General features: G+C 59.9%; 11 protein-coding genes and 1 other RNA gene. 8 read left to right on the top strand and 4 right to left on the bottom strand.

Going from position 1 to position 15,029, the window contains the following annotated elements; genetic code table 11:
- The first annotated feature begins 206 nt into the window (after positions 1–206).
- The 4 genes from AGR2A_RS12505 to AGR2A_RS12490 all read left to right on the top strand — a co-directional run bounded on the left by AGR2A_RS12505 (position 207) and on the right by AGR2A_RS12490 (position 9,853).
- Positions 207–1,373 carry an efflux RND transporter periplasmic adaptor subunit gene (locus AGR2A_RS12505; RefSeq protein WP_072494627.1) on the top strand — a complete coding sequence of 389 codons (1,167 nt, stop codon included), beginning with the start codon at positions 207–209 and terminating at the stop codon, positions 1,371–1,373.
- On the top strand, positions 1,370–4,519 hold the full coding sequence (locus AGR2A_RS12500; RefSeq protein ID WP_022556577.1) for an efflux RND transporter permease subunit: 3,150 nt from the start codon (positions 1,370–1,372) through the stop codon (positions 4,517–4,519). The genes AGR2A_RS12505 and AGR2A_RS12500 overlap by 4 nt, the downstream gene beginning before the upstream one ends.
- Positions 4,520–4,650: 131 nt before the next feature.
- Complete coding sequence (locus AGR2A_RS12495) at positions 4,651–6,063, top strand: FAD-binding oxidoreductase (protein WP_072494626.1); 1,413 nt, start codon at positions 4,651–4,653, stop codon at positions 6,061–6,063.
- A 91-nt stretch (positions 6,064–6,154) separates the two neighbouring features.
- A complete protein-coding gene (locus tag AGR2A_RS12490) occupies positions 6,155–9,853 on the top strand; it encodes an AsmA family protein (protein ID WP_080822952.1) in 3,699 nt (1,232 codons plus the stop codon).
- Positions 9,854–10,226: 373 nt separating this feature from the next.
- Here AGR2A_RS12490 and AGR2A_RS12485 read toward each other — a convergent pair whose 3' ends face one another.
- The 4 genes from AGR2A_RS12485 to ssrA all read right to left on the bottom strand — a co-directional run bounded on the left by AGR2A_RS12485 (position 10,227) and on the right by ssrA (position 11,898).
- The gene (locus tag AGR2A_RS12485; RefSeq protein WP_034498861.1) at positions 10,227–10,436 is read right to left on the bottom strand and encodes a ribbon-helix-helix domain-containing protein; all 210 of its coding nucleotides are present in this window, start codon (positions 10,434–10,436) and stop codon (positions 10,227–10,229) included.
- 105 nt (positions 10,437–10,541) lie between these two features.
- The gene (locus AGR2A_RS12480; RefSeq protein ID WP_004442742.1) at positions 10,542–10,745 is read right to left on the bottom strand and encodes a DUF4169 family protein; all 204 of its coding nucleotides are present in this window, start codon (positions 10,743–10,745) and stop codon (positions 10,542–10,544) included.
- Positions 10,746–10,783: 38 nt separating this feature from the next.
- Entirely contained in the window at positions 10,784–11,296 is a 513-nt protein-coding gene (locus AGR2A_RS12475) for an SspB family protein (protein WP_004442741.1), read from the bottom strand.
- A gap of 230 nt (positions 11,297–11,526) precedes the next feature.
- Positions 11,527–11,898: a transfer-messenger RNA gene (gene ssrA / locus AGR2A_RS12470) on the bottom strand.
- A gap of 142 nt (positions 11,899–12,040) precedes the next feature.
- Here ssrA and AGR2A_RS12465 point away from each other — a divergent pair.
- The 4 genes from AGR2A_RS12465 (at position 12,041) to hflK (ending at position 15,029) form a co-directional block, all read left to right on the top strand.
- The gene (locus AGR2A_RS12465; protein WP_072494624.1) at positions 12,041–12,349 is read left to right on the top strand and encodes a DUF2853 family protein; all 309 of its coding nucleotides are present in this window, start codon (positions 12,041–12,043) and stop codon (positions 12,347–12,349) included.
- Between the two features lie 99 nt (positions 12,350–12,448).
- Positions 12,449–13,243 (top strand): thymidylate synthase, encoded by a 795-nt coding sequence (locus tag AGR2A_RS12460; protein WP_004442739.1) that lies wholly within the window; start codon positions 12,449–12,451, stop codon positions 13,241–13,243.
- Positions 13,240–13,767, top strand: a complete 528-nt coding sequence (locus AGR2A_RS12455) for a dihydrofolate reductase (RefSeq protein WP_072494623.1) — start codon at positions 13,240–13,242, stop codon at positions 13,765–13,767. Before AGR2A_RS12460 ends, AGR2A_RS12455 begins: the two co-directional genes overlap by 4 nt.
- 143 nt (positions 13,768–13,910) lie before the next feature.
- The gene (hflK, locus tag AGR2A_RS12450; RefSeq protein ID WP_072494622.1) at positions 13,911–15,029 is read left to right on the top strand and encodes an FtsH protease activity modulator HflK; all 1,119 of its coding nucleotides are present in this window, start codon (positions 13,911–13,913) and stop codon (positions 15,027–15,029) included.

The raw sequence follows: 15,029 nt of genomic DNA, 5'->3' as shown, positions 1-15,029 counted from the left end.
TTCGTGCTGACAGACTACCGCGCTGAACAATATTTGCGATAATATAGCGTTTATGGTGTGCTCGACGAGAATCCATCACAAATTACAATTACGTAAGAAACGTATTTGTGCGTTGCCTCGTTTTAAACGACGGGGAATACTGCTGATGTCCCGAAGCCTGAGCTTCAGGGGCTTTCTTATGCTGCGATGATCAACCGGAGAACTATATGCGGGTCTGGAAACAGGTGGGTGTCAGTCTGGCCGTGGTGGGGGCAGGTCTCTGTCTCTGGGGCGTCTATTCGCCCGACGCCCGCAATATGCTCGCCAGCATCGGGCTGGTCAAAGCACCCGCTGCTTCGGTCGAAGTCGCCGCAGCCGGCGGACCGGCGGCCGGCGCGCCGACGGGACAGAATGCGGGTGGCGCACGCCGCAACAACAACGCCACACTGGTTGTGACCGCCCCTGTGAAGAAAGGCACGGTCAACGACCGGTTGAACGCCATCGGCAATGGCGAGGCGATCCAGTCCGTCGTCGTCATGCCGCAGGTTTCCGGCACGCTTTCTGAAATTCGTACATCGTCCGGTGCACGCGTCGTGAAGGGGCAGGTGCTGGCGCGGCTCGATGACGAGGAGCAGGTGATCGAACGCGACAAGGCGCAGGTGGCGCTGCGCAGCGCCGTCGAAAAATCCAATTCCTACAAGAACCTGAAGTCCGTTTCCCGCCTCGACGTGCTGGATGCCCAGATTGCCGAAGAAGCCGCCAAGCTTGCGCTGAGCACCGCCGAACTCAATCTCAAGCGGCGTGATATCGTCGCGCCCATCGAAGGCATGGCCGGTATCGTCGCCGCCAATATCGGTGACAATGTCACGACGCAATCCACCATTGTCAGCATTGACGACCGGTCTGAAATTCTCGTCAATTTCTGGGCTCCCGAGCGTTTCGCGACTGCGATCAAGATCGGCATGCCGGTGGAGGCCACGTCGATTTCGCGCCCGGGTGAGACTTTTAAGGGGGAGATCGAGGCCGTCGACAACCGTGTCGACGAGGCGAGCCGCACCATCCGCATCCGGGCGAAGTTCGGAAATGAGAAGGATGAGTTGAGGGCGGGCATGTCATTCGGCGTCACCATGCGCTTCGCCGGGGAAACTTATGCCTCGGTTGATCCGCTGGCCGTGCAGTGGGATGCGGAAGGCTCCTATGTCTGGCATGTGGCTGACAATAAATCCAACAAGGTGCGGGTGCAGATCGTGCAGCGCAACCCGGATGCCGTTCTCGTCAAGGCTGAACTGGCGGAAGGCGAACCTGTCGTGATTGAGGGCCTGCAGCGCGTGCGCGAAGGCGGGGCGGTGCGGGTCGGCAACCAGCCCAAGCCCGAGGAGGTTGCCAGCCAATGACGACCCAGCCGCCTTCCGGTCAGGATTCCAAGCTCGCCTTTACCGCATTGTTCGTGCGTCGGCCAATTCTGGCGGCGGTCCTTAACACGTTGCTGGTCGTTGCCGGCCTCGCGGCTCTGGTCGGCGTCGAAGTGCGCGAACTGCCCGACGTCGACCGGCCGACGATCAGCGTCAGGACCACGTATGAAGGTGCCGCGCCTGAAACGATCGATCAAGAGGTAACGCAGACCATCGAAGGTGCGGTGGCGCGTGTCAGCGGCATCAAATCCATCGCGTCCAACTCGCAATTCGGCACCAGCCGCGTGACGATGGAATTCGGCGACAATGTCGACATGGCCGTTGCGGCCAATGATGTGCGCGATGCCATTGGCCGAGTCACCAACCAGTTGCCTGACGATGCTGACGAACCGCAGATCATCAAGGCGGATTCCGACAGCCAGCCGATCATGCGGCTTGCCGTCACCTCATCCACGCTCAGTATGGAAGACCTGACAAAGCTGGTGGATGACGAAATCATCGACCGTCTGGCTGCCGTCGATGGTGTGGCCGATGTGGAGCTTTACGGCGACCAGGAAAAGGTCTTTCGCGTCGATCTCAATCAGGCGGCATTGGCGAGCCGCGGTCTGACGGTGACCGATGTTTCCAACGCGCTTGCAAGCGCTGCCCTCGATGTCCCGGCGGGTTCGCTGAAAAGCACGACGCAGGATATCGTCGTGCGCGCCACCGCGAGCCTGACAAAGCCCGAGGATTTTTCCAATCTTCTCATCAAGAACAATATCCGCCTCAGGGACGTGGCGACCGTCATGCTGGGGGCGGACGACGAATCCACGTCGCTGCGCTCGAACGGCGTTCAGGGCGTCGGTCTTGGCATCATCCGCCAGGCACAGTCAAACACGCTCAGTATCTCGACCGGTGTGAAAGCCGCCGTCGACGCCATGTCGGCCAATCTGCCGGAGGGCACGCGTGTCGTCGTGACCAGTGACGATGCCGTCTTCATCGAAGGCGCGCTGCACGAGGTCGAACTGGCGCTCGGGCTCTCGGCGATCATCGTCGTTGTGGTGCTTTATCTCTTCCTGCGCGACTGGCGCGCCACCCTCATTCCGGCGATCACCATGCCGGTGGCGCTGATTGGCACCATCGTCGCCATTTATATGGTCGGCTTCTCCGTCAATATCCTCACACTGCTCGCCATCGTTCTGGCGACTGGTCTCGTTGTCGATGACGCCATCGTGGTGCTGGAAAATATCGTGCGCCGCCGGGCGGAAGGCATGGGCCCCCGGGCCGCTGCCGTTCTCGGCACGCAGGAGGTGTTTTTCGCCGTCATCGCGACGACGGCGACGCTGGCTGCCGTGTTCATTCCGCTTTCTTTCCTGCCGGGTCAGCTTGGCGGCCTGTTCCGTGAATTCGGTTTTGTGCTGGCCTTCGCGGTGGGTTTGTCCTCCATCGTGGCACTGACGCTGTGCCCGATGCTTGCTTCGCGCATGCTGAAGGAGGGGTTGAAAGAGCCGACCGGGCCGCTCGCCTGGTTCGGTAATGTCTTTGCCTCCACATACAAGTCGACGCTGTCCGCCTGCCTCAACAACCCCCTCATCGTCATCGTCGTTGCGCTCATCTTTTCCGGCCTGTCATGGATCGCCTTCGGCATGATCCAGAGTGAATTGACGCCGCGCGAGGACCGCGCCTCTATCATGATGCGGGTCACCGCGCCGCAGGGCGTCAGCCTCGAATATACCCGCGACCAGTTGCAGCGGATCGAAGAAAACCTGCAGCCGCTTCGCGACAGCGGGGAAATCCGCAATATCTATTCCATTACCGGCATGAACGGTTCCTCCAATACGGGTTTCATGGTGCTGACGCTGGCGCCCTGGGCCGACCGAGATCGCACGCAGAACCAGATCGCTGCCGATGTCACCTCTGCCGCCAACAAGGTTCCGGCGTTGCGGGGCAATGCGATGCAGCCGAACAGCCTCCGCATTCGCGGCGCCGGCAACGGATTGCAGATGGCGATGGTCGGCAGCAATTATGCGGCGCTGACAGAGGCGACGCAGAAATTGCTGCTTTCCATGGAAGAAAGCGGCCTGTTTGATACGCCACGTTTCGACAACGAACCCAATCAGGCGCAGATTTCGGTCTCCATCGACCGTGAGCGCGCGTCTGATCTCGGCATCGACATCACCGGCCTCTCTCGCGCCATGCAGTCGCTGCTGGAAGGGCGCTCGATTGTCGACGTCTTCGTGGATGGCGATGCGATCCCGGTGCGGCTCCTGTCCTCCACCCGGCCGATCAATGATCCGACCGATCTTGAGAACGTCTTCCTGAAGACGGGCGACGGCAAGATCGTGCCGATGTCGGTCATCGCGTCGCTCAAGGAAAATGCGGTTGCGCCGCAGCTCAATCGCGAACAGCAGCTTCCCTCCGTCGGCTTTACCGCCAACCTCAAGGACGGCGTTTCGCTGGGCGAGGCGCTGCAAAAGGTGAACGAGCTCTCGCAATCCGTCCTGCCGCCCGGTGCACGCTTGCTGCCGCTGGGCGAGGCTGCGACACTGGAGGAGAATTCGAGCGGCATGCTGCTGACCTTCGGTTTCGCGATTGCCATCATCTTCCTCGTGCTTGCCGCGCAGTTCGAAAGCGTGCTGAGTTCGATCATCATCATGTCAACGGTGCCGCTCGGCCTTGCCTGTGCCGTTATCGCGCTGCTCGTCACCGGCTCAAGCCTCAATGTTTACAGCCAGATCGGCCTCGTGCTGCTCGTTGGCGTCATGGCGAAGAACGGTATCCTGATTGTTGAATTCGCCAACCATCTGCGCGATCAGGGTGCAACCGTGCGGGAAGCTATCGAAAAAGCCACCAGCATCCGTCTGCGTCCTGTCATGATGACGATGATCGCGACCATCCTTGGCGGCGTGCCGCTGGTTCTGGCGCAGGGAGCCGGCGCCGAGGCGCGCATCGCGCTCGGCTGGGTCATCGTCGGCGGCCTCGGCTTCGCGACGCTGGTGACGCTTTACATCACACCGGTCTCCTACCTGCTGATCGCCCGCTTCGCCAAACCGCAAGCGGATGAGGAAATCCGCCTTCACCGCGAACTGGAACTTGCCGCCCGCCGCAAGGCGCTGGAGGAAGACAAGCCGCTGCTTGCTGCGGAATAAAAACGGTTGCCGCCTTGCCGTCTGGCGCCATTGCGCGGCTGGACAAAGCGTTAACCTTATCCCATACCACCTGACGGAATTTCGTAACGGATCGAATCCTTTACGGGCTGATGTTGCGGTGGAGACGGACGATGGCGTTGAAAGATGTGGTGGCGGGAAAGCGTAACGAAGAGGGCATTGCGTCTGCACTCGCCGTTTTGAAGCAGCAACTCGGCGACAGGCTCCAGACCGGACAGGCGTTTCGGGAGCAGCACGGCCACACCACCACCTATCTGACGCTCCAGGCGCCTGACGGCGTCGTTTTTGCCGAGAGTGCTGATGATGTGAAGGCCGTCGTGAAGGTCTGCTCGCAATATAAGGTGCCGGTGATTCCGTTTGGGACGGGGTCTTCGCTGGAAGGGCAGGTGAATGCGCCCAGCGGCGGAATCTGCATCGATTTCAGCCGGATGAATCGCATCATTGAGGTGAATGCCGAAGATCTTGATGTGACGGTGGAGCCGGGCGTGACGCGCGAGGACCTCAATGTCTATCTGCGCGATACCGGCCTGTTCTTCCCGATCGATCCCGGCGCCAATGCCTCGATCGGCGGCATGGCCTCGACACGCGCTTCCGGCACCAATGCCGTGCGTTACGGCACGATGAAGGACAATGTGCTCGCCGTTACCGCCGTCGTCACCAACGGCGAGGAAATCCGCACCGCGCGCCGCGCTCGCAAGTCGTCTGCCGGCTATGACCTGACGCGGCTTTTCGTGGGGGCCGAGGGGACGCTCGGCGTCATCACTTCGGTGACGCTGCGGCTGCAGGGCATACCGGAAAAGATCGCCGGCGGCGTCTGCACATTCGACAGCATCAAGGCGGCCTGCGATGCCGTCATCATGACGATCCAGATGGGGGTTCCGGTTGCCCGTATCGAATTGCTCGACGAGGTCCAGGTTCGGGCCTGCAATGCCTATTCCGGCCTGAACTATGCGGAGAAGCCGACGCTTTTCGTGGAGTTCCACGGCACCGAGGAAACGGCGGCGCTACAATCGCAGCAGTTCGCAGAAATCGCGGCTGAATGCGGAAGCATCGACTTCCGCTGGACAAGCGATGCCGCCGAACGCAACAAGCTCTGGAAGGCGCGGCACGACGCCTATTGGGCCTCGCGGGCGCTTGCGCCCCATCTCGACGGGCTTTCCACCGATGTCTGCGTGCCGATTTCGAGGCTGGCGGATTGCGTGGTTGAAACGCAGCTGGATATCCAGGAAAACGGCTTTCTCGCACCGATCGTCGGCCATGCCGGCGACGGGAACTTTCATGTCCTTATTCTGTTCGATGGAAAAGATGCGGAAAGCGTAGCGAAAACCGAAGCCTTCGTTGCCCGTCTCAACCGCCGCGCCATCGCCATGGACGGCACCTGCACCGGCGAACACGGCATAGGACAGGGCAAGATGAGTTTCCTCGCCGAAGAGGCCGGCAATGCATTGGATGTGATGCGCGCCATCAAAATGTCGCTCGACCCGGACAACATTTTCAATCCGGGCAAGTTGTTCCGTCTTGTCTGATCGTTCTCACATTTGATTGGTACAAAAGGCTGCTTGCCGTTAAGGCAAAAAAGAATAGGTTTGCAGCGTTCGTGAAGGGAGATGCAGGTCAGTGCTCGGGCGTATTCTGGTTTTTCTGGGCGGACTGCTGGCGGTGGTGCTGTTTTCGGCGCTGCTTATTCCCTATTTCGTCGACTGGACGGATTTCCGCCGTGATTTTGAGGACCAGGCGAGCCGTATTCTCGGTAAGAAGGTTGTGGTGCATGGCCGCGTCGAGGCCCGCATCCTGCCGTTCCCTTCGGTAACGTTGCATGACGTCCGGGCCGGGACGGATGCCGATGGATCGCCGCTCATCCAGGTCGCGCGTTTTTCCATGGACGCCGAGCTCGCGCCCTTCCTTTCCGGCGAGGCGCGAATCTTTGACATGCGCATCGAGGAACCCAAGGCGAAGATCAGGCTGCTGAAAGACGGCACGCTGGACTGGATGCGTGGCAGCCGCGCGGAAATTCCCGCCCGAACCGTGGTTCTGGAAAGCGTGCAGATTGAGGGCGGCCAGATCGAGTTCATCGACGAGCAATCGGGCCGCAACCGCCTGATCACCGGTCTTACCGCCGATATGTCCGCCAATTCGCTGGCCGGACCTTGGAAGGCGGACGGGCGGGCTGCCGTCGACGGGCATCCCGGCTCTTTCTCCCTCTCAAGCAGCGAACCTGATTATGCCAATGGCCGCATGGGCCTTCGCGTCCGCGTCGTGCCGGATGAGCATCCCGTCGAGGTCGATCTGGATGGCGTCATCGCCGCAGCGGCGGGAAAGCCCGCCTATAGCGGTTCCTTTTCTTTCAGTTTCAGGGAAGACGAAAAGCAGAAACAGGCCGGGCAATCGCTCTTCTCCTCGCCGCGCACCCGCGGCAGTTTTGAACTGACCAATGAGAGCGTGCGTATACCGAGCTACCGCATGGAACTCGGCGGTAACGAAAATCCCTATGTCGTGACCGGAGAGGCGACGCTCGATACCGGCGCCAAGCCCGAATTCCTGCTGACGGCCGATGGCCAGCAGATCGATGTCGCACGTTTTGCGCCGCCTGTCGTGCAGACGGGCAAGACCTCGCGCCAGCCCACCGTTTCCGTGCGCCAGCGCATCGAGGCCTTTGCCGCCATGGTGGCGCGCATTCCCGTACCGCCGGTGCCGGGCAAGGCGAGCATCAGCCTTCCCGCCCTGGTTTCCGACGACACGACCATTCGTGACATCCGGCTGGATGTTCGGCCGCAGGGCAGCGGCTGGCAGGTGGTGAATGCGGTGGCGACGTTGCCAGGAAGAACCCAGCTGGAGGCCAAGGGATCGTTGACCCTGCTTGGTGGTCCGGCCTTCAACGGCAATATGCTCGTTGCGTCCAACCAGCCCTCGGGGCTGGCGAACTGGCTTTCAGGCTCCGTCGATCCGGCCATCCGGCAACTCAATGCCGCCGGCTTTTCTGCCGATGTCTCGTTGACGACGCTGAACCAGCGCTTCGACAATCTGGAGCTCGCCATCGGCGACGCGTCGCTGAAAGGCGAGCTGGAACGGCGCTCCGACGGCAAGACCTCCAATCTTTCGATCGATCTTGCGGGCAACGAAATCGACCTGGACGCGCTGAAGGCACTCGGCAGTCTGGCGCTCGGCGATCAGGTCGGAAGCTCGGTTCTCGACCACCGCATTACTGCGAAGTTCAAGGCCGACCGGTTCAACATAGCCGGGGTGACCGCCAATCATGTCGAGACCGCCTTCACGATGGCGGGCGGGGTTCTTTCGCTGGAAAATATGACGGCCGGCGATATCGCCGGTGCAGAGGTCAGGGCAAGAGGCGAATTGCAGGGCTCGTTGCTGAAATATGCGGGCAAGGGCACGGTGAACCTGCACGCGGCGGATATGCAGCCCTTCTTTACGATGCTGCAGCAGAAACTGCCTGCTCATCCCTTCCTCAGCCGCCTGGCGGCCAGCGCGCCATGGTACGCCAATTCCGACCTTGCAATGGATGTCTCGGTCAACAGCGAAAACGGCGGCGCCAATGTTGCCGTCTCCGGTACCGTTAACGGCAGCCGGCTGTCCGCCGTCGCCAAGATGCCGGATTTCCTGTCGATCACCGATGACACGGCCATGTCACTGGAAGCTGTCTTGAAAAACCAGTCGACGGCCATCCTGTTCGGCCAGGCCGGGCTTGACCCGTTGCCCTTCGACGCTGACGGCGAGGGCCTCCTGTCCGTCAAGCTCAATGGCACGCTCGGCGCGCCGGCACAGACCGATATCCGCTTCTCGACGGAACGCACACATTTTTCGGCGAACGGCTCCTTTGCCGTTTCAGCTGCCAATTTCGGTGAGGGCAGCGCCGATGTCGTTCTCGAAAGCGCTGATATCGAGCCCTATCTCATCATGAATGCCGTTGGGCTGCCGCAGCTCGGCGGGGGCATGGCGGTGAAGGCCAATGCGAAGGTTGCGGTGGATGGACAAAAAATTGCGCTTTCTTCTGTCGGCGGACAGGCAGGCGGTAATCCCTTCTCCGGCAATCTGACGTTCGAACGCGCCGCGCCCCATTCCGTCAGCGGCGATCTCTCAGTCCGGACCGCCGATCTCGCGTGGCTTGGCGACGCAATCTATGGTCCGGTGATCGATCCGGAAACCGGGGGCCTCAATGCCAAGCCGCTGGCCATGCCGGCCTTTTCGCAGCTCAAGGCGTCTCTGTCGCTCAAGGCGGAAAGCTTCGAGGCTGGACCTTTCGGCACGGTCACGGGTTTGACGGCCAAGGTAACGCATGATTCGGGCAGTCTCGCACTCGACGACATCACCGGCGGCTTCATGGGCGGCAAGATTGCGGGACGGTTTGCGATGTCCACGGGCGAGGGGGCGGGCATTTTCCGCACCAAGATCGCGGTAACCGACGCCAATCCGGAGCCGATCCTTTGGGCGAATGCGAACGGTCCGGTTGCGACCGGCCGCGTGGCCATTGATCTTACGGCAGAATCGACCGGCAAAAGCGTTGGTGAAATGCTGAAATCAGCGGGTGGCTCGGGTGAAATCCGGGCCAGCGGGCTGGTGCTGAAGGGGCTCAATCCCGGTGCCCTGCCGCCAATACTGCAGGCGGCGGATGGCTTGCAGCAGCCGATCGATGCTCCGAAAGTTCGGCCGCTGGTGGACCAGAGCCTGTGGCAGGGCGAGATCGGACTCGGCGATGTATCCCTGCCGTTCTCGGTGAATGGTGGTGCGCTGCATTTCCAGAATTTGCGGGCGGCGATCGATCCATTGACGCTGACAGCCGATGCGACGGTTGATCTTGCTGCTTTCACGGTGAATGGCGACTTCGATCTCCTGTTCAATCCCGGCACCGAAACGGTTGCCGGCGCCGAGCCGTCTTTGCGCCTGAATTACAACGGTCCGCTTGCTGCGCCAGCCCTGACAACCGACGTTTCGGCGCTCACCAACTACCTGTCCCTGCGGGCCTTCGAAAAGGAGCGGCGCAGGGTGGAGGCAATGCAGGCAAGCGTTCTTGAAAAGCAACGCCTGCGCCGCGAAGTGGCGCTTTATCGTTTCCAGGCGGCTGAGCGGCAGGCGGAAAAGGAACGGGCGGAGGCGGAAGCCAAGGCGAAGGCAGAGGAAGAAGCACGGCTGAAGGCTGCTGCCGAAGAACGTCTGCGGCAGGAAAAGGAACAGCAGGAACGTTTGCAGCAGCAACAGCAGCAGCCCGTGCCGCAGCCGCAGTCAGCGCCGGTTCTGGTGGTGCCACCGACGGAAAATGCAATCCGGGAACTCGCCCCGGAAAATGCTCCCGCCAATCCGTAATTTTCCGAAAAGGGCTCGGCGTCGCTTTTCATCTCTGCTTCGGTTCCATGTCCGCGGTCTGGACCGGCTCCGGTCGCTACCCCGCAATCCGGACTTTCAGGTCCGAAACGGTTGAAGAGACAGTGAATGAAGGGGAGAAAGCTTGGCTGTTCCCGGAGAAACCCTGGGTATCCCCATCGGGGGATGTCTGGACGGGGAGGTTCGGACAAAGGCAGGAAACAAGGCTACGCAATACGGGAATGCCTTGCAGCGCAGATTAGTCCGCGAATGTTTAATGAATACTTTCGCAGCGTTACCAGTTTTCGGCGGGAATGTTTTGTAGTCGGCGAACATAAATTGCGGGCTGGCGTCGCCGGGTGACTCCGTCGTGAATTTATCGGGTCTTGAGCCAGTTCAGCACATAAACGCGTAGCGACGAAGACAGATTGCTGTCGGAGGGGCGGTTGTCATCGATTTCGGCCAGCAGGGCTGCGAAACTGATCTTGCGTCTCTCCGCGATGATTTTCAGCTCGTCCCAAAAGGCGTCCTCAAGCGAAATACTGGTCCGGTGGCCGTGCAACGTCGCGGAATGCTTGCGGATCATCAGATCGGTCTTTGGCTGGAAATCTGAATCATGTTTTGCCGGCAAGCCCCTGTTTTACGATTCTTTTCCGATTGCTGGCCCTGTCTGTCCCTCGGCAGGTCGGTCTCAGTCCTTCCGGGGCCCGTGAGCGTCGTTTTCGAGCCGGCCCTGGTCAAGTGCCTTTTCGGCCTTTTCATTCAGGGCTGATGTGAGGTTCTTTTCCGCTTTGGTGCGTCCGAAGGACAGGCGGTTCTGCTCCGCCTGTTTTTCTTTTTCGCTGCGGGCTTTCTGCTTCCGGAACTGGCGCAGATTGACGATATCGGCGGCCATGCGGATACGTCTCCTCGGGTTTCGCGCTCAGGCAGGCGTTATTGCTTCTTGCGGAAAGCATCCAGCGAGACGACGGAGCCTTCCTTCTTTTCCTCGCCGGCCTTGGGCGTTTCGGAAGCGGAAGCCGGCTTCGCCTCGTGCGACACCGGATATGCGGTGATTTCCGCGTCTTCCGCTTCTTCCTCGTCCGCCAGGGGGACATCGAACTCAAGTTCGAAATTCACGGAAGGATCGTAGAAACCGCGGATGGCATTATAGGGAATGACGAGCTTTTCCGGTGTATCGGAGAAGGAGAGACCGATTTCGAAGCCGGTTTCGGTGACCTTCAGGTCCCAGAATTGATGCTGGATGACAATGGTCATCTGCTCGGCATATTTCGCCTTGAGGTGCTGCGAAATCCGCACACCGGGTGCACCGGTCAAGAAGGTAATGAAGAAATGGTGGTCGCCGGGCAGGCGGCCGGTGGCGGCCACTTCGCCCAATACCTTACGAATAACGCCGCGAAGGGCATCCTGTGCGAGAATGTCGTAACGGATATGATCCTGCCCCATGCGGTCCTGTCTTTCCCTTATTCGAACGTCTTTTTCATGCGCGGCGCGCCTTGGGTACCAAGGACGCTGTAACACTTTGAATCTCTGCGTAATCCTTGAGCCGGGATCAATTCCGATCCGGATGGTTACGCTTTGCTCAAGTATACGCAATGTCCCGAACGGCAGCAATGGAAAAGCCGATGCTGTCCGCAAGTCAGCTATCATATAACCAATTCAGGCAAAATGGAGAAGGTGGAGGTTTCTGTTGCCAGGTACCTCCGAACCCCGCCTCACGGGGCTAACCGTGAGGGCTTTAGAGCGGAATTCCCGCACCGCCATTAGGCAGCGAGAGCGTATTCCTTAGCGTTGTTGTCGTTTGCAACTACACTTGTGACCCGATAACGGCGGTATCATGCCGAGCAAAAGTTCGATCTTTACACCCTTGTCGATCCTATTTCGCCCCCATCAAAAGCCGGCCTTTCATCTTAAAGCCGCCGGTTTTTGGTGGAGGCGCCGGGTACCGCCCCCGGGTCCAATAGGTTTATTACACCGACCGTTTATCGCCATAGCCGGGTTGCCCCGGCAAGGCTCATATAGGCGTTTCGACCGGCTGAGAAAAGGGGGGCGATGACAATTCGATGAAAAGGTTTCGTGTTTGACGCCGGCAATTTAGACAATTCTTGACGACGAGGGATTGCTGTCTCATTCTCCCTGCAACCGGTCATTAGAAGCAACACCGGGCCGGGGACACACGAAGGAGTGGACATGACTGACTATCTCGCAGATGTGAAGAAATACGATGCAGCAGCCGACGAAGCCGTTGTCGGCAAGATCGTCAAACATCTCGGCATTGCCCTGCGCAACCGGGATTCCTCGCTGGTGTCCGCGACCGATCCGGAAGAGCTTGCACGTGTGAAGGCGAGCTGGTGCGGCAAGAAGCTTGGTGTCACCGATGACAGCGCCGACAAGGCAATCGATGCCGTTGCGAAAGCCATGGCCGCCGACCGCTCAAAATCGCGCGTGACCTTTTATTACCTGGTCGCCAAGGAACTCGGAAAGCTTCAGTCGCTCTGATTTTCCCGGAAAAACGGGGATAAGCGTTTCCCCGGTGATTGGTTCTGCCGCCCTGTGCTATTATATCTGCCTGATATCAGGGAATCGGCGGCAGAACGCATGAAACAATATCTCGATCTTCTCCGGCATGTGATGGAAACCGGCTCCGACCGCGGAGACCGCACCGGCACCGGCACGCGCTCGGTGTTCGGTTACCAGATGCGTTTCGACCTTGCAGAGGGGTTTCCCGTCCTCACCACCAAGAAGCTGCATCTGCGGTCCATTATCCATGAACTCCTGTGGTTCCTGAACGGCGATACCAATATCGCCTATCTCAAGGAAAACGGCGTTTCCATCTGGGATGAATGGGCCGATGAGAACGGCGATCTAGGCCCGGTCTATGGCGCACAGTGGCGGTCCTGGCCCGCGCCGGACGGACGCCACATCGACCAGATCGCGCTTCTGATCGAGGGCCTGAAAACCAACCCGAACTCGCGCCGTCATATTGTCTCCGCCTGGAACCCGGCGCTGGTGGACGAGATGGCGCTGCCGCCCTGCCACTGCCTGTTCCAGTTCTATGTTGCTGACGGAAAGCTCTCCTGCCAGCTTTACCAGCGTTCCGCCGATATTTTCCTCGGCGTGCCGTTCAACATCGCGTCCTATGCTCTTTTGACGCTGATGGTCGCGCAGGTGGTTGGTCTGAAACCGGGCGATTTCGTCCACACGCTCGGTGATGCGCATATCTATGCCAACCATTTCGAACAGGCGCGGCTGCAGATGACTCGCACGCCGAAGGCCTTGCCGACGATGCGCCTCAATCCTGATGTTAAGGACCTTTTCGGCTTTAAGTTCGAAGACTTTACGCTGGAAAACTACGAGGCCGATTCAAGCATCAAGGCACCGATCGCGGTATGACCGAGCCGCGTATCATCATCATCGTCGCAGTGTCCGAGAACGGCGTCATCGGCCGTGACCTCGACATGCCGTGGAAGCTTTCCACCGACCTCAAGCGCTTCAAGGCGATGACGATGGGCAAGCCGCTCATCATGGGCCGCAAGACGTTTTTATCCGTCGGCGAGCGTCCGTTGCCCGGCCGCCCGCATATCATCGTCAGTCGTAATGCCGATTACCGGCCGCAGGGTGTCGATGTCGTCTCCTCACTGGAGGAGGCCTTGAAGCTCGCCAAAAGCAAGGCTGGGGAACTGGGCGTGGATGAGGTCTTCGTGGCCGGTGGTGGAGAGATCTACCGTCAGGCCATGCCCTTCGCCGATCAACTTTCCGTCACCCACGTCGCGGTAAAGCTCGATGGCGACACTTTTTTCCCGGAGATCGATCCCGCCGTTTTTGAGAAAACCGAGGAAATCCCGGCTCCCGCTGGGGAAAAGGACAATTATCCCGTTCTGTTTACCACGTATATGCGGAGAGCCGCGGCAAAGTGAACTATTTACCCAGATTGGGTATTTAGTTACCACCTCTGCGTTGAAACGAACGCTTCTCCTTCCTATAACGGGTCGATATTCCCGCCGCACGCGAGCAATCGCTTTCGAACGGAACCGGGAGAGGCTTTTACAAAGAGGTATTGATGCCCTGGAGCAATCAGAATGGCGGCGGCGGCCCATGGGGCGGCGGCGGTGGAGGAAACAACCAGGGCGGCGGTGGCGGCCCGTGGGGGCCGGGGCCTAACCGGCCTCGCGGCGGTGGCGGCGGCAATGGCGGTCCGCCCGATCTGGAAGAGATCATCCGGCGCAGCCAGGACCGTTTCAAAAATGTGCTGCCCGGCGGTTTCAATGGCGGCGCAGTTGCCATCGTGGTTCTCGTCGTGCTGGTTTTCCTCGGCATCCAGTCCATCTACACCGTCCAGCCGGACGAGCGCGGGGTGGAGCTGCGTTTCGGCCGTCCGAAGGACGAAATCTCGATGCCCGGTCTGCATTTCCATCTGTGGCCGATCGAGACGGTTGAAATCGTCAAGGTCACCGAGCAGCAGCAGAATATCGGTTCGCGGGCCTCGTCGTCCTCGTCGAGCGGCGTGATGCTCACCGGCGACCAGAACATCGTGAATGTTCAGTTCTCGGTGCTCTATACGGTTTCCGATCCGAAATCCTATCTCTTCAACGTCGACAGCCCGGCCGAGACGCTGCAGCAGGTTTCCGAAAGCGCCATGCGCGAAGTCGTCGGCCGTCGTCCGGCGCAGGATATCTTCCGCGATAACCGTCAGGCGATTGCGGCGGATGTGCGTACCATCATCCAGTCCACCATGGACGGTTATGGCGCCGGCATTTCCATCAATGCCGTGGCCATCGAAGATGCGGCGCCGCCGCGTGAAGTGGCCGACGCGTTTGATGAAGTGCAGCGTGCCGAGCAGGACGAAGACCGCTTCGTTCAGGAAGCCAATCAATACGCCAACCAGAAGCTCGGCGCCGCTCGCGGTCAGGCCGCGCAGATCCTCGAAGAGGCGAACGCCTACAAGTCGCGCGTCGTCAACGAGGCGCAGGGTGAGGCGCAGCGCTTTGTCTCCATCTATGACCAGTATCGCACCGCGCCTGACGTGACCCGTCAGCGCATGTTCCTGGAAACGATGGAACAGGTCCTGAAGGGATCCAACAAGATCATCATCGATGAAAAACAGGGCGTGGTGCCTTATCTGCCTCTGAACGAGATCATGCGCAACAATCCGGGCGCAGCACCGCAGGGAGGCAACTGA

Origin of the sequence: Agrobacterium genomosp. 2 str. CFBP 5494 (assembly GCF_900013495.1) — a bacterium.
GTDB classification, from domain to species: domain Bacteria; phylum Pseudomonadota; class Alphaproteobacteria; order Rhizobiales; family Rhizobiaceae; genus Agrobacterium; species Agrobacterium pusense.
Note: the sequence above shows the minus strand (reverse complement) of the source record. Positions and strands in the feature narration are given on the sequence as shown.

Bases quoted from the DNA above. Each gene is read 5' to 3' on its own strand.
- AGR2A_RS12485 (WP_034498861.1), bottom strand. From the start codon at position 10,436: ATGATCCGCAAGCATTCCGCGACGTTGCACGGCCACCGGACCAGTATT.
- AGR2A_RS12495 (WP_072494626.1), top strand. From the start codon at position 4,651: ATGGCGTTGAAAGATGTGGTGGCGGGAAAGCGTAACGAAGAGGGCATT.
- AGR2A_RS12455 (WP_072494623.1), top strand. From the start codon at position 13,240: ATGACCGAGCCGCGTATCATCATCATCGTCGCAGTGTCCGAGAACGGC.
- AGR2A_RS12480 (WP_004442742.1), bottom strand. From the start codon at position 10,745: ATGGCCGCCGATATCGTCAATCTGCGCCAGTTCCGGAAGCAGAAAGCC.
- AGR2A_RS12475 (WP_004442741.1), bottom strand. From the start codon at position 11,296: ATGGGGCAGGATCATATCCGTTACGACATTCTCGCACAGGATGCCCTT.
- AGR2A_RS12500 (WP_022556577.1), top strand. From the start codon at position 1,370: ATGACGACCCAGCCGCCTTCCGGTCAGGATTCCAAGCTCGCCTTTACC.
- AGR2A_RS12505 (WP_072494627.1), top strand. From the start codon at position 207: ATGCGGGTCTGGAAACAGGTGGGTGTCAGTCTGGCCGTGGTGGGGGCA.
- AGR2A_RS12465 (WP_072494624.1), top strand. From the start codon at position 12,041: ATGACTGACTATCTCGCAGATGTGAAGAAATACGATGCAGCAGCCGAC.
- hflK (WP_072494622.1), top strand. From the start codon at position 13,911: ATGCCCTGGAGCAATCAGAATGGCGGCGGCGGCCCATGGGGCGGCGGC.
- AGR2A_RS12460 (WP_004442739.1), top strand. From the start codon at position 12,449: ATGAAACAATATCTCGATCTTCTCCGGCATGTGATGGAAACCGGCTCC.